This is a genomic window from Sphingomonas montana (assembly GCF_001956315.1).
GTDB classification, from domain to species: Bacteria; Pseudomonadota; Alphaproteobacteria; order Sphingomonadales; family Sphingomonadaceae; genus Sphingomonas_R; species Sphingomonas_R montana.
Window position 1 is genome coordinate 77,154 of sequence record NZ_MOLY01000046.1, and the last position, 18,316, is coordinate 95,469.

The 18,316-nt window shown below is 61.6% G+C and carries 19 protein-coding genes; 14 read left to right on the forward strand and 5 right to left on the reverse strand.

Annotated elements, in window-relative coordinates; translation table 11 throughout:
* Positions 1–15: 15 nt before the first annotated feature.
* On the forward strand, positions 16–285 hold the full coding sequence (locus BKY59_RS15470; RefSeq protein WP_240500143.1) for a DUF2805 domain-containing protein: 270 nt from the start codon (positions 16–18) through the stop codon (positions 283–285).
* 514 nt (positions 286–799) lie between these two features.
* Here BKY59_RS15470 and BKY59_RS15475 read toward each other — a convergent pair.
* Positions 800–1,579, reverse strand: a complete 780-nt coding sequence (locus BKY59_RS15475; RefSeq protein ID WP_083672190.1) for a M48 family metalloprotease — start codon at positions 1,577–1,579, stop codon at positions 800–802.
* A 408-nt stretch (positions 1,580–1,987) separates the two neighbouring features.
* Here BKY59_RS15475 and BKY59_RS15480 point away from each other — a divergent pair, with 408 nt between their 5' ends.
* The 9 genes from BKY59_RS15480 (at position 1,988) to BKY59_RS15520 (ending at position 10,784) form a co-directional block, all read left to right on the forward strand.
* A complete protein-coding gene (locus BKY59_RS15480) occupies positions 1,988–2,902 on the forward strand; it encodes a hypothetical protein (RefSeq protein WP_129586426.1) in 915 nt (304 codons plus the stop codon).
* Entirely contained in the window at positions 2,899–3,903 is a 1,005-nt protein-coding gene (locus tag BKY59_RS17930; RefSeq protein WP_076073054.1) for an SHOCT domain-containing protein, read from the forward strand. Before BKY59_RS15480 ends, BKY59_RS17930 begins: the two co-directional genes overlap by 4 nt.
* Positions 3,904–4,019: 116 nt before the next feature.
* Complete coding sequence (locus BKY59_RS15490; protein ID WP_129586427.1) at positions 4,020–4,961, forward strand: DUF3829 domain-containing protein; 942 nt, start codon at positions 4,020–4,022, stop codon at positions 4,959–4,961.
* Positions 4,962–5,066: 105 nt separating this feature from the next.
* On the forward strand, positions 5,067–5,687 hold the full coding sequence (locus tag BKY59_RS15495; protein ID WP_076073056.1) for a CDP-alcohol phosphatidyltransferase family protein: 621 nt from the start codon (positions 5,067–5,069) through the stop codon (positions 5,685–5,687).
* Entirely contained in the window at positions 5,684–7,447 is a 1,764-nt protein-coding gene (locus BKY59_RS15500; RefSeq protein ID WP_076073057.1) for a bifunctional alpha/beta hydrolase/class I SAM-dependent methyltransferase, read from the forward strand. Before BKY59_RS15495 ends, BKY59_RS15500 begins: the two co-directional genes overlap by 4 nt.
* Positions 7,444–8,763 (forward strand): phosphatase PAP2/dual specificity phosphatase family protein, encoded by a 1,320-nt coding sequence (locus BKY59_RS15505; RefSeq protein ID WP_076073058.1) that lies wholly within the window; start codon positions 7,444–7,446, stop codon positions 8,761–8,763. Before BKY59_RS15500 ends, BKY59_RS15505 begins: the two co-directional genes overlap by 4 nt.
* A 1-nt stretch (position 8,764) precedes the next feature.
* On the forward strand, positions 8,765–9,193 hold the full coding sequence (locus tag BKY59_RS17140; RefSeq protein WP_083672191.1) for a hypothetical protein: 429 nt from the start codon (positions 8,765–8,767) through the stop codon (positions 9,191–9,193).
* Positions 9,184–9,822 (forward strand): lysophospholipid acyltransferase family protein, encoded by a 639-nt coding sequence (locus tag BKY59_RS15515; RefSeq protein ID WP_076073059.1) that lies wholly within the window; start codon positions 9,184–9,186, stop codon positions 9,820–9,822. The genes BKY59_RS17140 and BKY59_RS15515 overlap by 10 nt, the downstream gene beginning before the upstream one ends.
* A complete protein-coding gene (locus tag BKY59_RS15520; RefSeq protein ID WP_206362091.1) occupies positions 9,819–10,784 on the forward strand; it encodes a phosphatidate cytidylyltransferase in 966 nt (321 codons plus the stop codon). The genes BKY59_RS15515 and BKY59_RS15520 overlap by 4 nt, the downstream gene beginning before the upstream one ends.
* A 184-nt stretch (positions 10,785–10,968) precedes the next feature.
* On the opposite strand, the gene BKY59_RS15525 is transcribed toward BKY59_RS15520, so the two are convergent.
* Both BKY59_RS15525 and BKY59_RS15530 read right to left on the reverse strand, forming a co-directional pair.
* Positions 10,969–11,640, reverse strand: a complete 672-nt coding sequence (locus BKY59_RS15525) for a DUF2490 domain-containing protein (protein WP_240500144.1) — start codon at positions 11,638–11,640, stop codon at positions 10,969–10,971.
* A gap of 365 nt (positions 11,641–12,005) precedes the next feature.
* The gene (locus BKY59_RS15530; protein WP_076073062.1) at positions 12,006–12,209 is read right to left on the reverse strand and encodes a helix-turn-helix domain-containing protein; all 204 of its coding nucleotides are present in this window, start codon (positions 12,207–12,209) and stop codon (positions 12,006–12,008) included.
* Positions 12,210–12,343: 134 nt separating this feature from the next.
* Between BKY59_RS15530 and BKY59_RS15535 the strand changes: the two genes are divergently transcribed.
* The gene (locus BKY59_RS15535; protein ID WP_129586428.1) at positions 12,344–12,976 is read left to right on the forward strand and encodes a hypothetical protein; all 633 of its coding nucleotides are present in this window, start codon (positions 12,344–12,346) and stop codon (positions 12,974–12,976) included.
* Here the strand turns inward: BKY59_RS15535 and BKY59_RS17515 are convergent.
* Positions 12,917–13,609, reverse strand: coding sequence for a hypothetical protein (locus BKY59_RS17515; RefSeq protein WP_129586429.1), 693 nt, complete (start codon positions 13,607–13,609; stop codon positions 12,917–12,919). The genes BKY59_RS15535 and BKY59_RS17515 overlap by 60 nt on opposite strands.
* A gap of 29 nt (positions 13,610–13,638) precedes the next feature.
* Here BKY59_RS17515 and BKY59_RS15540 point away from each other — a divergent pair, with 29 nt between their 5' ends.
* The 3 genes from BKY59_RS15540 to terL are packed head-to-tail and all read left to right on the forward strand — an operon-like array spanning position 13,639 to position 16,811.
* Positions 13,639–14,967, forward strand: a complete 1,329-nt coding sequence (locus tag BKY59_RS15540) for a site-specific DNA-methyltransferase (RefSeq protein ID WP_206362092.1) — start codon at positions 13,639–13,641, stop codon at positions 14,965–14,967.
* Positions 14,960–15,406 carry a DUF5681 domain-containing protein gene (locus tag BKY59_RS15545; protein WP_129586430.1) on the forward strand — a complete coding sequence of 149 codons (447 nt, stop codon included), beginning with the start codon at positions 14,960–14,962 and terminating at the stop codon, positions 15,404–15,406. Before BKY59_RS15540 ends, BKY59_RS15545 begins: the two co-directional genes overlap by 8 nt.
* Complete coding sequence (gene terL / locus BKY59_RS15550) at positions 15,393–16,811, forward strand: phage terminase large subunit (RefSeq protein WP_076073066.1); 1,419 nt, start codon at positions 15,393–15,395, stop codon at positions 16,809–16,811. Before BKY59_RS15545 ends, terL begins: the two co-directional genes overlap by 14 nt.
* A gap of 594 nt (positions 16,812–17,405) precedes the next feature.
* Here the strand turns inward: terL and BKY59_RS15555 are convergent.
* Positions 17,406–17,687: a M48 family metalloprotease gene (locus BKY59_RS15555; protein ID WP_076073067.1), complete on the reverse strand. Its 282-nt coding sequence runs from the start codon at positions 17,685–17,687 to the stop codon at positions 17,406–17,408.
* Between the last annotated feature and the right edge of the window lie 629 nt (positions 17,688–18,316).

Sequence of the window (18,316 nt, forward strand, 5' to 3'; positions counted from 1 at the left end):
CCCCGTTTTGATTAAATGGCTGCCGCTAAGCGGCCGTTCTACTATCGCGCCGCAAACGTTAGCTCTACTGGACATCCGATGGAAAAAACTTCTCCAGACGCAGCGACGATCAGCGAAATCGTTGAAATGGCCTTAAGCGATGCGACCAGTTTTTCCGCTATCGAGACTGTTCACGGGATAAACGCCGATGCGGTAAAGGCAATCATGCGAGCGAATTTGAAACCGGGCAGCTATCAGGCATGGCGCAAGCGCATCCGTCAATATTCCGAGCGTCGCCAAAACTAAAAATAATGTTGCGATATTAGTATATTATTTCCCATTAGGTGATTTAGTTGTTTATCACATACAAGTGATTGAACCCCGCGCATGCCCCACCGACTTGGCTACAGAGCAGGATTGGCGTGGTGGGTACCTGCCACATGCCTGTTTCTATAGAACATCAGCACAGATACGCCCGGTGTTCCGACCTTCAGATTTTGCCTAGCACAGAGCAAGATCAGCGCGGTCGTGCAGGTCATCGCCGTCCCGATCCGCGTTCGATATCGCCACGCCCACGCTCATCCGGATTGCGATATCATCGCCAGCAGTTGCACTGGTTGCCTCGAACAGGCGCTTGACCATTGACTCCGCGGCGGCACCGCGAGCCTCCCGGCATTTGCGTGGTCTCCCGCCGGTGGCCCCCTTTTAGGGTCACCGGCGGGAGATCTAGTCAGCCCAACTTGTGGGCTTCACGTTAGATCACCGGACCAGCGCTGCGATGGTGTCCTGTCCACAGCGTTCGAACAGGCTTAAACGCGTACTACCTGATCTTCGCACGCATTCGCTTGGCCCGCTGGGCTGGATCGGGATGGGTTTTCAGCAGCCCGATACCGCCGCCACTACCCAGTGCCGCCAGCTTGTCCATCGCGGCCGGGCATGCCTGTTGCGGGTATCCCTTGGCCGTCATGAACGTCAGCGCATAGTCGTCGGACGCGGTCTCAGCGCCCTGGGAATATTGGGCGCTGATAACATTCTGGATCAGTCCACCAAGCTCGGAACTCGCGATCCTGCGCACACCGCTACTGGCTGTGCCTGCCACACTTAACGCCGCATCCTGTCGTAGCGCCCGTTTTAGACGATTCTGCCCATGTTCAAGTTTAACATGTCCGATTTCGTGGCCGATCACGCAGCGGACTTCATCGTCGCTGAATTTGTCCATTAGTCCGGAATAGACCCGTACCGTTCCATCACCCATCGCAAAGGCATTCACGTCCTTGACGAGATAAGGTTTGATATCGAGCTTAAGCCCGTCGTAGCTGGCCAGGCCCGTGGTGAGTTTAGTCAGACGGACGGCATATGGATTCTTGGCGGGCGCGATCGGATTCTGACGGTCCATCTCATCGGACATTTGCGAAAAATAGCCGACAACCTGGTCGTCCGTGATGGTTGCGGCGTGTGCTATCTTCTTGGCTGAGCCCAGCAGATCGCTAAATCCCTGCGAGTATACGGGTGATCCTGTTGAGACGATTGCCACCCCAACAATAAGGACACCGGCAATCGCCTGCGAAGTTGCCCTTTGAAACAGTTTGTGTTTGCGCATAATCGCCCCTTTTACTCTCAGCGTACGCCGTTCGGCTTGTTGCAAGTCCGGTTACTGCGTCTCGCGAATATTATATCGATGACAGGTTAAAAACAAAGCGAACGCCTTAAGAGGTTTAGACCAGCTTCAGTGTCTCAACACGCTTGGAATGATCGGCCTTGCGCTCAAGCGACCGCGGATGTGATCACCGCGGCCTCAACGTCCACCAGCGCAGCATCCGATCAGAAAGCGCTTGAAATGGCTAAACCCCGATCGACCGCTTGGTGCCTAACAGTTATGTCATCAGTCGTAGCCCTAATTCGTTGCGGTTCGAACGGACGATTGCAAAGCTGTCATGTCACGGTGGATCAGCAGGAACGAATGAAACGAGCCGCTCGTAGATTGTTATCCTGTCGGCTAACGATCGGCTTGTTCGCCGGTACGCCCGCTATCGTTCATGCTCAACGTGCTGGTTTGTGGGAGGCGCAAATCGCTGTCGACGGCAGACCAACCGGTGCACCGGTGTTGTCGTGCAATGCAGCCGATGCGGCGCTGACCGTTCTTGCGATGAAAGTCCCGAATTGTTCGGGCGGTCCGGTTCGTCGCACGACGACTGGGTCCGCCTCGGAAATCCGGTGCATGGGAGGGCTGACCATAAGGCGTGCGGTCTCGGGCGATATGAATGCCCAGTATGAAACGTCCATGTGGATCCGGTTCGAAGGCGCTGGCGCTTCGGCGCAACCGCCGCGCTATTCAGTGGCAACCAGCCGATATGTCGGCCCATGCTGGCAGGCGGCGCCAATCGAGGGCGCTTCTGCCGACAAGACCCCCTCAACGATAGCGGCGACTTTTTGGTTCATTGCCGTCGTCATCCTGCAAATGGCGGCATTTGCAGTCGCGGTCTACGGATCCATCATGGGAATGGCATGGCTTTCGCGGCGGTTGATGGCCCGGGCTTACGCGCGCGCCAGCGTTGCGAATATCACAGTCGACGGTGCAGGCGCGGCCACCATTCCAGTGCTGGCGACGTTCACCGGCGTTCGCGGCCTGCCGTGGTGGTATGGGATTGCGTCGAACAACGCCAAGCCGCTGCTGGTCATCGAACCGGAAGGCATTCGTTTTCGCGTGATACGGCAGACGGTGCGACGCTTCGAGGAGATCGAGATTGTCGATGTTCGGCAGGCGACAGGTACGGTCAATCTCGACATCACCTTTACCGGAGACCTTCTCACCTTCGCCGCCAATCTGGGCGCGGTGCCACTGGCGGCGCATGTCCTATCGTTGCTGCCGCCTTCTGTGCCGTTGTCATCGCGGGCGGTGGCACTGAAGGAAGCCCGGGCGTGAACGACCTTTTCCTGTCGATGTTCGTCAGTGCGATCCTGAGTGGGACAATCGCGACGATGAAAGATCGTTCGGTGATCCTGTGGACGATCCTGAGCGTGGTTGGCGGGCCCATCGCCCTGGCCGTCATCATCTGCCTGCCGTCCCGGAAGGTTGCGACGGTTGCCACACCCGTCCAGTCGCTGGCCGATGAGATCGGCGGCATCGCGGATTTGCGCGACCGCGGTGTCATCTCCGACGCCGAATTCGCGTTGGGCAAGGCGCAGATACTGGCGCAGCCGGTGCCAGCGCCCGCTCGGGCCGCCGCGCAACCCCGGATGCCGAACAGAGCCGCGGCTCCGGTCCGGTCGATCGTCGATGAGATCCATGGCATCGAGGAACAGCAGGAGCGTGGGCTCATTTCCAACGCCGGGGCGGCGCAGCGCAGGGCGGAGATATTGGCGCGGCCCGTGCCTTCGGCGATACCGTCCGCTACGCCACCGACGCCTACCGGCAATCACAAACGGGCGACGTGGGACACCTACCAGCCGGCGGTACGGGCGGGCTTCGCGAGCTTTGCCACGCAGCACGGCATGGAGATACTGTGGCGCGAGGAACCGGGACTGGAGATTGCCTGCGTCTATCCCATCCAACCCAGGCTTTCGTTCGCCATCAATCTTGGGCTAGAAAAAGGCACCATTCACGTCTGGGGTGAGGGTTGGGTGCTGGATAACCGAGATCTGCCGAGCAACGAAGTCGGCCTGCCGAGCGACCTTCATGCCGGACTGAATGCGTTGGTCGAGGGGAACGGCCGGCTGGTGATCCGTACGGCATTCCATCGGACGGAACCGTTCTGGGTATCGTTACAAATCTATCGGGGTGGTCGCTGGAGAACGGCAGAATATCAGGGCGGTATTCCATTCCCGCCGATCTGGCGAAGCGTCAGGATCAGCAACAGGCATGACGATCACCCAGGGTCGCCAGCAGACTCGGTACAGGCCAAGGACAGTGCAATATTGCTGTGATGACGCGCGTTACCCGTGCGCCAGCCATTGTTCTCCGGCTCGGACCGCAACCCCTTGCACGCTTTTGATATGCCCTTACAAATTCGGTCGGTCGCAACGACCAGGGGGACTGAAGCGTGAACAGGCACGGGATGACGATTGCGGGGGCGGCGATCGCACTGATGCTGACCGGCTGTGGCAAGGGCGCCGATCAGGCCGAGAATGGGGCCGCCGCGCAAAGCGGTGCCGCAACCACGGATGCGGGCGACCCGGCGGCAGGAGCCAAGCTCAGTGCCTACACCGCGGGCTATAACAAGCTGCTCGACACGTTCGGCCTGCCGGCCATGGTCGAAGCTTATGCCAAGGAAGAGATTGCGCGCAAATCGCCGACCGACAGCATATCGGTCAATACCGGCTGGCTGGAGCAGGCCATGACCCTGCTCAAGACCGCGCGCGCGATGCCGGGCGGCCCCGCCGATGTCGACCAGGCGGCGGACAGGCTGATCGGCGCGCTGGGTACGGCGATGACCCGTCTCGAGGGGCTGAAGGTGTATTATGACAGCAAGGCGTACAAGGAAGACGGCCTGAAGCGCGGCAAGCTGGAGGATCCGGCGATGACGGCGGAGTTCAAGGCGGCAACGACCGCGATGGAACAGTTTAGCAATATACTGGACCGCGAACAGAAGGTCGCGGGCACCGCGGCGCTCGCGGCACTAAAGGCGAGCGGCGACATGCTCGGCTACCACACCAAGCTGGCCCTGCAGCAGACCGATCAACTGGTTTCAATGTTCAAGGGCGAAGGCGACATCACCAACGCCGCGGTGATCGCCAAGGCGGATGCGCAGGTTGCACAGATCGAGCAGACGCTCGCTACGCAGCGTGCCGAACTGGCCACGGCGAAGGCAGCAGCGACGGCCGACAAGCCAGTGGACGTCGATTACGGGCTGGTGGGCGATCAGCTGACTTCAGTCGTCGGGGATTACCGCGACATGAAGCAGAGCCGGGACACCGATGACTTCAACGACATGGTCGAACATTATAACAGCGCGATCGAGGACGCGAACGACATCGACGGATAAGGCGCGACCGGGCTGGCGCGTCGAGTGACCGCGCCCGCCGATGGTTCTGCAGAAGGTGCCGCATGCGCCTTCTTCCTGAATTCGCATGAACTGGTCAGGAGGCCGATGCCGACACTCTATACGTTGAAGCCGCGATTCCAGGCGCTCCTGCGTCCGTTGGTGACAGGGATGGCGCGCGCGGGGATTTCGGCGAACCAGGTCACGATCCTAGCGGCCGTCATTTCGGTGATCGTCGGTGGCATCATCATCGTGTCGGACAGTCGACAGGCATTCTCGCTATTGCCGATCTGGTTCCTCGTCAGGATGGGTCTGAACGCAGTCGACGGGATGCTGGCACGCGAGTTCGGCCAGAAATCCACATTGGGCGCCTACCTCAACGAATTGGGCGACGTCGTGGCCGATGCGGCGCTGGTCGCGCCATTCGCCATCGTCGCGCCATTCGCACCGGCATGGGTGTTCGCGGTTATCTTCCTTGGGGCGTTGAGCGAATATGCCGGTGTGATGGGGCCGCTTGCCGGGGCCGGCCGCCGTTACGACGGGCCATTCGGCAAGAGTGACCGGGCGCTGCTGTTCGGGGCGCTAGGCCTGTGGATCGGCATCGGCGGCGCGTTGCCGCCATGGACGGCCTGGATCATGCCGGCGCTGACCGTGCTGCTCGCCATGACGGTCATCAACCGGGTTCGAAACGGCGTCGTTGAGGCCGCCAGCAATAAGGATGTGCGATGACACGTGAATGCCGGGAACTGTCGTTCACGACCCATGACGGCGTCGACCTGTTCTATCGCCATTGGCCGGCGGTCGGCGCCGATCCGAAGGGGGCCGTCGTGCTGCTGCACCGCGGTCACGAGCATAGCGGACGCATGGCCCATATCGTCGATGAGCTGGACCTGCCCGACCATCATTTCTTTGCGTGGGATGCGCGCGGGCACGGGCGGTCGCCGGGCCGGCGCGGCCACTCGCCATCACTGGGCCACACCGTCCGAGACCTGGAGAGCTTTTCGCTGCACGTCGCGGACCATCATGCGGTGGCGCGCAAAGACATCGCCGTCGTCGCGCAATCCGTGGGTGCGGTCATCGCCGCCACCTGGGCGCATGATTACGCCCCGCCGATCCGTGCACTCGTCCTGGCCGCGCCGGCATTCTCCGTAAAGCTCTACGTCCCACTGGCGCGCCCGGGCCTTGCCCTGATGCGGCGTCTGCGGGGGCCGTTCGACGTCAATTCCTACGTCAAGGCGAAGCTCCTCACGCACGATCCGGAGCGGCAGGCGACGTACGACACCGACCCGCTGATTTCGAAAGCGATCTCGGTCGATATCCTGTTGCAGCTTTACGAAGCCGGCGAGCGCATCGTCGCCGACGCGGCCGCCATCACGATACCGACGCAGGTGCTGATTGCCGGATCGGACTATGTCGTCAGGGACGGCCCGCAACACGCGTTTCACGACGCGCTGGGAACGCCGGACAAGGAATGCCGTACCTATCCGGGCCTGTTCCATGACATATTGGGAGAGGCCGCCCGCGCGCCGGTGATCGCCGACATGCGTCGTTTTCTGGTCGACCACTTCGCCCGGCCGCGGACGGCGATCGACCTGACCGGGGCCGACCGGGCGGGCTATACGAAGATCGAATCCGACCGGCTCTCCGCCCCACTGTCGATCACCTCGGCCAAGGGGGCGTGGTGGTCATTCTATCGAGCCAATCTGCGACTGGGCGGTCTGTTCTCCCGCGGCATCGCTCTGGGTCATGGGACCGGCTTCGATTCCGGATCGACGCTCGACTATGTCTACCGCGACCGTGCCGAAGGAAAGCTCGGCATCGGCAAGACGATGGACCGGGCCTATCTGGATGCGATCGGTTGGAAGGGTATCCGCCAGCGCAAGTTGCACGTCGAAGAGTTGATCCGGCTGGGCCTGACGCGCCTGCGTGATGCCGGACAACCCGCGCACATCGTCGATATCGCCGCCGGCCATGGCCGCTATGTTCTGGAGGCGCTGACGGACGCGTCGGATTCAATCGAGACGATCCTGCTTCGCGATTATTCCGACATCAACGTGGCGGCAGGACGCGCACTCATCGCGGAAAAAGGCCTGTCCGCGATCGCGCGGTTCGAACATGGCGACGCATTCGACGCGGCCGCGCTGGCGGCGATTAACCCCGCGCCGACACTGGCCGTCGTGTCCGGGCTGTACGAGTTGTTCGCCGACAATGCGCTGGTCGGCCGTTCGCTCGGCGGGCTGGCCCGTGCGGTGCCGGAAGGCGGATACCTGGTCTATACGTGTCAGCCCTGGCACCCGCAGCTTGAAATGATCGCGCGCGCGCTGACGTCGCACCGGGCGGGACAAGCCTGGGTCATGCGTCGTCGCACCCAGGGGGAGATGGATCAACTGGTCGCAGCCGCAGGGTTTCGCAAGATCGAGCAGCGGATCGATCAATGGGGCATCTTCACGGTGTCGCTCGCCATTCGCGAGAGCGGCGCGCCGCGTTGAGCGGGGCAGGCACCGCCAGTGAAAAACCCCCAACGCTGCGTGCCTTCGCGGCGCTGATCGGGCTGGGGGTGGTGTTCTACGGCAGCTATGGCTTGGCCAACTGGCTGGCGTCGTTGCGCAGCGACGTGCCCTCGATCGTCTTCGGGTGGGAGCGGTCGGTGCCCTTCCTGGCGTGGACGATCATCCCCTACTGGACGACCAACCTGTTCTACGCAGCATCGTTGTTCCTCTGCCGTAGCGCACATGAGCTGCGCGTTCACGGCCTGCGACTGGTGTTCGTCCAGCTGATCGCGGTCGCGTGTTTTGTCGTCTTCCCGCTGAAATTCTTGTGGCCGAAACCGCCGACTTTCGGCGTCGCCGGTCGGCTGTTCGATCAACTCGCCGGCTTCGACATGCCATTCAATCAGGCGCCCTCGCTTCATGTCGCGCTGACCGTGATCCTCGCGTCTTTTTACCTGCCGCGATTACCACGCTGGCTGCGAGCACCGTTTCTGGGCTGGTCGTTGATGGTCGTCCTGTCGACCATGACCACCTGGCAGCATCATTTTGTCGATCTGCCGACCGGTGCGTTGCTCGGTTACCTCATCGTCTGGGCGCTTCCAGCCGAAGGACGATCACCGCTGGCGTCCATGCAATTGACGGTGCAGCCGGACCGTCGGCGGCTGGGGCTGCGCTACGCCGCCGGGTCGGCGGTGTCGGTCTTGCTTGCGACATTGGGGGGCGGCTGGCTCTGGTTCCTATGGCCGGCGGTGTCGTTGATGCTGGTGGCGGCCGCCTACCTGCTCATCGGTCCCGCTGTTTTCGGCAAATCGAACGAAGGCCGGATCGGGGCCGCGGCGCGCATCCTGCTGGCGCCTTACCTTATGGGGGCCTGGATCAATTCGCGGCTCTGGACATGGCGCGATCCCGATCCGGTCGAGGTCGTTCCCGACCTCTGGCTCAGCCGCTTTCCGGCCCGCGCGCAGCTGAAGCGTGCCGGACGCGTCGTCGACCTGACCGCGGAGATATCCCGACCGCGCTGGGTAGAGGAGACGGATTGGCGGAGTTTCCCGTGCCTGGATCTCGTCGCGCCCGACCCGCAGGTGCTGCAAAACGCGGCCAATGCGATCGGCCACGTCCGGCCAGGCGAACCCGTCATGGTGTGCTGTGCACTCGGATATGGCCGCAGTGCCGCGACGATCGCTACGTGGATGGTCATCAACGGCAAGGCGGACGACGTTCAGGACAGCGTTGCGCAATTGCGCCGCAAAAGGCCCAGACTTGCGATCCGCCCAAGCCAGTTGGCCGCGATACAGGTAGCAAGTGGTCGTGGCTGAAATGTCCGATACGACCCGGTGGCAGCCCACCATCGCTTACGCAGCCGCGACCGGCAGCGTCCCGTGGCAATATGCCTCGTTGGCGACCGGACTGGTCGGTCTTGCGTGCGTCGCCGTCCGGGGCACGGAGGCACCATCGGGCGGCTGGCTTGTCCTCTCGATCCTGCAAGCGGCGTTGGTGTTGGCAGGGTTGTGGCTCAGTCTGCGCCTCCGGATCGATACGGTGCTGTTCCACGCCCTGGCGAAGGCCGGCGACATGGACGCCTTCGACCGGGCGATGGTCGAACTCGGATTGCTGGAGGCCGGCAAAGTCGGTCGTCCGATGCCGGACCGTGTCAGGGGGTTGATGCGACTGGTCCGTCTGCTGGCGGTGGTGGTCGTGACGCAACTGGGTCTGTTGATTGCAACGGGGTGGCTCGCATGGCAGTAATCCGTACCCTTGCCGCGCGCGTGACCGCGCGGCTGATCGCCGGCTTCGCCCGGCTCGCGACCGGGGTCTATGGCGACTGGCGCGGTTGCCCGCCCGCACTCAACCAGCGTGTCTATTTCGCAAATCACACGAGCCACGGCGATTTCGTGCTGATCTGGACCGTGTTGTCCGGTCGCGCACGACGACAGACGCGCCCCGTCGCCGCTGCGGATTACTGGAACGTACCAGGACTCCGGCGCTTCATCGGCGCGCATGTTTTCAACGCGCTGCTGATCGACCGGCAGGCAGGCGGCAGCAGCGCGATCGCGGCGATGGCCGATGCTTTGGCGCAGGGCAATTCCCTCATCATCTTCCCGGAAGGAACGCGGAACACCGGAGACACGCCGCTGCTGCCGCTGCGATCCGGGATTCATCATCTGGCCCGGACCTGCCCGACGGTCGAGTTCGTGCCGGTGTGGATCGACAACATCTCGCGTGTGATGCCGAAGGGGGAGCTTTTGCCGGTGCCGCTGCTGTGTTCGGTCATCTTCGGCCAACCGATTTCGGTCGCACCGGACGAGCCGCGCGAGCAGTTTCTGGACCGCGCGCGACAGGCACTGCTGCAATTGAAACCCGGCGAGGGACCATGATGACGAACCTGACGGACCGGCAATGGCTGCTGGACCATCCTACGCTCGTGCTGTTCGCGGGGCTCGGCCTGGTCCTGCTGATCGCAACCGCGATCGGCCGGACGCTGGGGCTCATTCACGGCAACACGCCGACCATCGACAACCTCAATCAGCGGATCGACGCCTGGTGGATCATGGTGGCAGCGATGGGCGTCGCCTTCATCTTCGGGCTGACCGGACTGGTGATCCTGTTTGCGCTGCTCTCCTTCTGGGCGCTGCGCGAGTTCCTGACGTTGACCCCGACCCGGCACGGCGATCATTCCTCGCTGCTGCTGCTCTTTTTCGTCGGTTTGCCCGTCCAGTATCTGCTGGTCTGGCAAGAATGGTACGGCCTGTATTCGATCTTCCTGCCCGTCTACGGATTCCTGGTCCTGGCGATTGCCGCGACGTTACGGGGCGATACGGAAAACTTCCTGCAGCGCGTGTCGTTCGTCCAGTGGGGCATGATGATCTGCATCTATTTCATCTCGCACGTTCCTGCGCTCGTCACCCTGCCACTGGCATCGGGCCGGTCGTCCGACGGCCTGTTGCTCATCGCGTTTCTGGTCATCGTCGTGCAGGGATCGGACGTCCTGCAATATATCTTTGGCAAGCTGTTCGGCCGCCATCCGGTTTCGCCGCGGCTGTCGCCGTCCAAGACGTGGGAGGGGCTGATCGGCGGTATCGCCAGCGCCACGCTGCTGGGCGCGGCCCTGTGGTGGATTACGCCGTTCAGTGTCCCCGTGGCGGCCGGGATGGCGTTCGTCATCTGCGTGACGGGGTTCTTCGGCGGGCTTGTCCTGTCCGCGATCAAGCGCGATCGCGGCGTCAAGGATTGGGGTCGGATGATCCGCGGGCATGGCGGAATTCTGGATCGGCTGGACAGCGTCATCTTCGCCGCGCCGGTCTTCCTACATCTCACACGCTACTGGTACACCATATGACGGCGGTGCCTGGCAAGCTTCGGCATATAAACAATGGCGGGTGTTCCGACTGGTGAAGCCTTATAGTGACAATCGACCCTACGTGTTGGCGAACCGTTGCGGGGTTGTCGTGCATATGTCCCCAGTTTTGAACGTGGTTCGAACTGTTTCTTAAGCTGACCGGCCGCACGGTTGCTGCAGTGGTTCAGTCGTTCAGTGCCGCCACGCTTAGCGCCCCAAGGTTGATGGTCAGCTGAATGGTGACAGCATTATCCATCTGCCCCCGTGCCCCGCCGCGCGCGATGCGATACTGATTGAGGTAGCCCAGATCAGCCATCACCAAGGGGCCGATTGGGAAGGTCACACCAACGATGTTACGCATTCGCTCATAGCCTGCGCGCTGGCCCCAGGCGGTGCTGTTCGGCAGGATGAAGCTTTCATGGCTGACGAACAGCACGACCCGCTCGCGTCTCGTGGGCAGGTTGTAGCGCAGTAGCGGACGGACGCGGAAGCCGATCTCGCTGCCCAGCGGATTGAACCGTTCGTCCAGTCGTAGGCGCCCCGCAAAGCGTCCGCGGGCGATCACCACCTGCTGGCGGAAGCGGTTCTCATTGGCCGCGAGATTTTCGCTGTGGAAACCGACATGGCGATACCCGAAACCGAGTTCGACGCCTGGTGCCACCTGCAACCCAAGCAGGGCGCCCAGTTTGGTCGTATAAGGTCCGCCCTGACGATCACTGACTCGCGCGATCTGTTCAAGCGTCACCCGAACGGAGGGCGCAAGTGGCACGATGACGTTGAGCTGCTCCCACCCCTGCACGTCCTGCCCCACCGCTGGTGTTGCCACGAAGGTTAGTGGCAACATCGCCAGGAACAAAGATCGCGACATCGCGCGGCGATGACACGTTTCGCAACGCACCGGTAGTCGGGCGATACACCGGCAATGATCGCCCCTGACGACCGTTCGGATAAGTTCGCGTTCCGGTTTGATGGCTAAGCTGCTGTAGCGATGCCGACGGCTCAATGTCGCGCAAGTCCTAAGTTTTGCGACACGGCACCCGCGAACGTCTAGCGAAGGTCTACGCTGTCGCGAATTTCTTTCGCTAAAAAGGGCAGTTTCGAACCATATTTGCAACGCTAAATATTTGATCGTGATGGCGGTACCGCGAGTTAGCGCGGTCGCGTTAGTATCCACATTTGCGCAAGCTTTGAAGGACCAGCCTTGCGAACTCACGCCGGGGTTCAGCTCAGCAGTTCGCCAGCGGTCACGCCGAGCGGTTGCGCCAATTTCTCAACGATCAGGATCGTCGGGTTGCGCGATCCGCGTTCGATATCGCTGACGTAGGTCCGGTGGATGTCGGCCTCGTGGGCAAAAGCTTCCTGACTCCAGCCCTTGGCCTCACGCAGGCGGCGTACGTTGCGACCGAGGCGAGTGCGAACATCCACGCTGAGCAGAGACGCGCCTGCAGACGATCGATCTACAGACGATGAGAGACAACGTGGTTGACTGCCTGTGCGTGTCGAGCATGACGGTCGTCACTCATCGTATGCAGCGATGAGCGAAGAAGTGAGGCAAAGCGGTGGAACAGTTGTCGGCAACAGGACGGATCAGCGCCTGCACCATCCGGGATCGCGCGGCGCATGCCGCCTTTGGACAACCGCTTGTGACCAACATGCTGCGCGGTCTCGTTGTTGAGGCAATCGTTGCTACTGTGCTCGAACCCGACTGGCGTTGGTGCTCGGCGGATTACGCCGCCTGGGACTTCGACCGTAGTGACGGCCTGCGTCTCGAGGTCAAACAGTCTGCGGTCCGTCAGAGCTGGGCACAGACCAAAACCACCGCCCGGCCAGCAACGTTCGATATCGCACCACGGACAGGGCGGTACGACGGCGATGTCTGGCTGGCCGAGGTGCGGCGCTGGGCAGACCTTTATGTTTTTGCGCATCACCATGTCGCAGACGACACCGCCGACCACCGCGATCCGGCGCAGTGGACCTTCTATGTCGTTCTTACCACGGCACTGCCCACTCAGAAGACGGTTGGCCTAGCAAAAGTCCGTATGCTCGCAACTGGATGCGGCGTTGATGACTTGAAAATGATCGTCGCACTCGCGGCAGCTGGCGGTCGTGGCCCACTTACTCCGAACGGCGCTTCAACACCGATCGCCGGAAAGTTTGACGCGTCGACCACGCCTCGGCAGCTTAAATTTTGAGCGATTGCTGGTGCGTGCCGTCTCGGCATAGAGATCTTCATGCCGGGACAATGACGTGCCCCAGCGCCGTCTGAACGCTGAAGACTTGTTCTGTAGGGTTCCCACCGAGATAGCGAGTCGACGGCGGCGAATGACCACGCGGGCAGCGATCTGAGCAGGGGTTTCCCCTGTACCAGCTTCCATATCGCGAAGAGCAAGCCAGCTGGCCAGCTGCTCTCTCGCGTGTAGGTCGCCCAAGCGGCATTTGAGAATGCTATATTCGCGCAGCCCCATCATCAGCCATGGTTCGTTATGTTCACGAAACGGCAGACGTCCGCGTGGTCGCTTGACGTTTCCGGATCTGAAATTTGCTGCAAAGGTCGTGAAAAGCACGTCACGGTGTGCGTAGGGATTGTCGCGCTCGATATCTTTAATCTGCTCGAGATCAACATAATGGTTGCAGCGCATATCGTTATGAAATCGCGTCAGGCTACCTGTGCCATAGCCAGCACGGTAAATACTGTACTCAGACGCAGAGTTTAGCTCGGATGGTATGGGCATCGCCGGACCTCGGGGCTCGTGGGACCATCTTATAACGCGGCTTTCTACGTTTTGCGATTTAACGTGAATGACCGGCATCGTCTTCGCGTTCATCTGGGCGTCTCCCGTTGAGGAGAGCTAAAGTGAATATCGATGCCAAGACCCTCGAAACCCGCCGCGTTCAGGATCTCATTCCCTACGCCGGCAACGCCCGTACCCACAGCGCCAAGCAGGTGCGTCAAATCTCAGACAGCATCGCCAAGTTCGGTTTTCTGAATCCCATCATCGTCGATGCTGACGGGCGTCTGCTTGCAGGACACGCAAGGCTGTCCGCGGCCAAGCTGCTAGGTCGCGAGCATGTGCCGACGATCCGGCTGGATCATATGAGCCAGGCCGAGAAGCGCGCCTATGTGCTGACTGACAACAGGCTGGCTGAAGCGTCGGGATGGTCGAAAACGCAGCTGGCAACCGAACTCGCTTTAATCATTGCCGAGGATCCCGACTTTAACATCGAGCTCACCGGTTTTGATCTCGGTACGGTCGAGCTGCTGCTCGACCAGGATGCGGTCTCCGGCCTCAAGGACGAGGAGCCGGTCGACGTGCCGGCCGGGCCGGCGGTGTCGCGTGTCGGGGACCTCGGGCAGCTCGGGCCGCACCGGCTCTACTGCGGCGATGCCACCTTGCGCGCGAGCTACCTCGCCCTGATGGGGCGGGCACGCGCGCAGATGATCTTCTGCGACCCGCCCTACAACGTCCCAGTCCAGGGTCATGTCTCGGGGCTTGGCAAGAACCAGCACCGCGAGTTCGTGCAGGGCTCTGGCGAGTTGAGCGAAGCTGGCTTCATCGCTTTCCTGACCGCCGCCATGACCCATATGGCCGCGTTCAGTATCGACGGCTCGGTCCATTTCCACTGCATGGACTGGCGCCACCATCACGAGATCGGCACCGCGGGAAGAGCGGTCTATGATGGGCTTCTGAACATCTGCGTCTACGCCAAGCCCAACGGCGGCATGGGCTCGCTCTACCGCAGTCAGCATGAACTGGTGTTCGTGTTCAAGCGGGGCACGCGGTCGCACATCAACGCGGTCGAACTTGGTCGGCATGGCCGCAACCGCACGAACCTCTGGTCCTATGACGGTGCCAGCAGCTTTTCCAAAGATCGCGCGCAGCACCTCGCCTGGCACCCGACCGTGAAGCCGCTCGCGATGGTTGCGGACGCCATTCTCGACGTCAGCCGCCGGGACGGCGCTGTGCTCGACCCGTTCGGCGGTTCGGGTACAACATTGATGGCGGCTGAGCAGACCGGACGACGGGCTCGGCTGATGGAGCTCGACCCGCTCTACTGCGACCTCATCATCCGCCGCTTCGAGGCGGCGACCGGACAGGTGGCGCGCGACCAGAACGGCCAGACGCTCAGCGAGCGGGCGCACGTGTCTTCCAGCGTTGCGGGGACGGAGAATGGCGGTGAGTGATCACAAGCCCAATGAGGACGAGACAAACGCGCAGGATCAGAGCGCTGACGGAGCTGACGGTCCAGACTATAGCGTCGGCTACAAGCGGCCGCCGCGCGCGCATCAGTTTCAGCCGAACAAGTCGGGTAACCCAAAGGGGCGGCCGCGCGGACGCAGATCGTTCAGCACGGAAGTCCGCGAAGTGCTCGCAGAGCGGATCCCGGTCACCGAAAACGGCCGCAAGACCAAGGTGTCTGTGTCGCACGCAATGTTGCTGCGTCTTCGCCAGCAGGCGCTATCCGGCGACATAAAGGCCATCGACCGCCTGCTCGGCTACGCCGCAGCGCATTTACCGCCCGAGCGGCAACCTGCCTCGGATGCCGACGCCGAGCATGACGCGGCGATCCTGGCGCAATGGATTCGAACCCAGCAAGTGAAGCCAGACCATGACGACGGCTGATCATCACCGTCTGCTGGAAGCCGTTCTCAGGAACGATCTCGCGTCGTTCCTGAAAGTGTCGTTCCCCATTCTGGTGCCGGGTGAAACACTGCACTGGAACTGGCACCTTGACGCGATCTGTCACCAGCTTGAGCGCGTGTTGGCGGGAGACGTCCGCCGCCTCATTATCGAGGTGCCGCCCCGATCACTGAAATCGATCATCGCCTCCGTCGTGTTTCCAGCCTTCTGCCTCGGTCGCGATCCGCGCCACAAGCTCATTACCGCCAGCTATTCCGGCGATCTGGCGGTTAAGCATGCCAACGATACCCGGGCCCTCATGCGCAGTGCACGCTACCGTGCGCTGTTTCCGGGCACCATTATCGGCGGCAAGGACACTGAGGCCGACTTCAACACGACGGAGCGCGGCTATCGCTATTCGACGTCGCCTGCCGGAACGTTGACCGGGCGCGGCGGCAACATGCTGATCCTCGACGACATCATGAACCCGCGCGAGGCAGTGTCGGACGCACGGCGCGAGGCGGTGATCAACTGGTACGCGAATACCGCCTTCTCGCGATTGAATGACAAGGCAACCGGATCGATCATCCTGGTCATGCAACGGCTACATATGAACGACCTGGCGGGGCATCTGCGCGAGCAGGGCGGTTTCACGATCTTGTCGCTCCCGGCGGTCGCTGAGGAGGACGAGTGGATCGCGCTGAACCATGGACACCGCCACCGACGCCAGGTGGGTGACCTCCTGCATTCTTCTCGTGAACCTCAGTCCGTGCTCGACGAACTTCGCCGGACGATCGGAAGCTACAATTTCTCCGCGCAGTATCAGCAGCGCCCGGTCCCGCTAGACGGGGAAGTTCTGAAGTGGAGCTGGTTCAAGCGCTACCGGGAACTGCCGCATGTTCCAGGCGCGACGATCGTGCAGAGCTGGGACGTCGGCATGAAGGCCGGGGACAGCAACGATTATTCTGTATGCACCACCTGGGTGAGGGGTAAACATGCTCATTATCTAATCGACGTCACCCGCGGGCGTTGGGACTTTCCGGAACTGCTGCGAAAGGTCACAGAGCTGGCGCGTCTGCATCGGGCTGACACCATCCTCATCGAGGACAAGATCACCGGAACTGCGTTGATTCAGCAGGTCAGGAGTATGCGGGCAGTGGGCGTGCCGTCGCCAATCGCGTGCCTGCCGACTGGTGACAAGCTGTCCCGCATGGTCGGCGAAAGTGCGATCATCGAGGCCGGGAACGTCCTGCTTCCGGATGCCTCGCCATGGCTCGATGCCTTTCGCAGCGAAGTCGCGCAGTTCCCGCACGGTCGCCATGACGATCAGATCGACAGCCTGTCGCAATATCTGAACTGGGCGCGGCAACGCGGTGGCGCGTCCGTCACGAAGGTGAGAGTGCGGTAGCAGGTTTCCTGCGGTCGCTGATGTAGCTGGCGCCGCCCGGGCGCGGATGAGCCCGGTCGCTGTTCGGTGCGATATCATTCCCTGTTCGGTGCATAGGGAAATCCCCTCCGAAACTGCGTAATTCCGCCATTTGTGACGACCGCACATAACCGAAACAGCGATATTCCAACGTTTTTCGCTGTTAATCGGGGTTTATCAGCGAATATGACCGTGAGACTGGTTCGCACCAGACTGCGTCGCGCACCATTTTTCCTGATGAAGATTAGAACGACAGTCCCCCTAAAGGGCACCGACTGCATTCGGCGGCTGGCCCGGGTAGGGGCGGGGTAGCATGCGTCGATGGCTGGAGGCGAGCTACCTGCGAAGCGATGTTTGACTGGTGCCCACGGTTTGCGTGGGTCGTCTCGATACGAAAGGCGGTACGCCACGCTGTGTGGTGGCGGCGCCAACGCTTCGTCTTCGAAGCTTCGTTGCCGTAGCCAATCAAAGCTTGGCTACGGCGCACATATCCAGCTTTCATTTTGTGCTGAATGAAATCTGGATAGATGATGAAGGCTCGGAATGGTCGTGAATAGTGTCGATCTAGTCCGACACCTATCCCTTCAGCTTCGAACGCATCCGCTTGGCTCGCTGCGCTGGATCGGGATGCGTTTTCAGCAGTCCGATGCCGCCGCCGCTGCCCAGCGCCGCCAATTTGTCCATCGCAGCCGGGCATGCCTGTTGTGGATAGCCTTTGGCTGCCATGAAGGTCAGCGCATAATCGTCGGACGCGGTTTCGGCAGCCTGTGAATATTGCGCGCTCAGCACGTTCTGGATCAGTCCACCAATCTCGGAACTCGCAATGGTGCGCACCCCGCTGCTCGCCGTGCCGGCCACGCCGAGTGCAGCGTCCTGTTGCAGCGCACGTTTAGAGCGTTTCTGTCCATGGTGCAGCAGATCGGCAGAAGCAGAAAGGCCTGCCGGCTATTCGACCAGATAAGGCCGACCCCGATTATTCCTGAGATATCGGTAGCGAGAAGCGTGATCCAATTGGCAGGAATACCTGCGCGAGCCATTATTATCACGATTGGCCTCAGAAGTGCCTGAAAGCGCGATTTGAACGAATAGAGTGTCGGCATCAGGCGCCTGACCGGCTCGCTGGGCGACCGTCTCGGCACGCGCGATCAGGCGGGCGAGGTCGGGTGTATAGATCTGGGTGTCCGGCACGACAGGACCGATATTCCTGTACAGGCGATCAACGAACCTCTTCGCCGCGACAGCCGGCGTTTTGGCGGATGCCGGTCCGACAAAAGCCATTGCGGCCAAGGATATTGCCAATGCCGATCCGGCCCGAGACATAATGCGTCTCGGGCGGAAGTGATCGCCGGGAATCTTCGTTCCGCACTTTGCTGCTTACGACAGGGAGCACGAGGCAAAGGACAGCGCGTGGGCAACTATGGCTTTTGTAACAGCGCGAAACCATGGGCTCCGTTCTCCACAAGCGTCTGTCGTGCGTGAGAACGAAA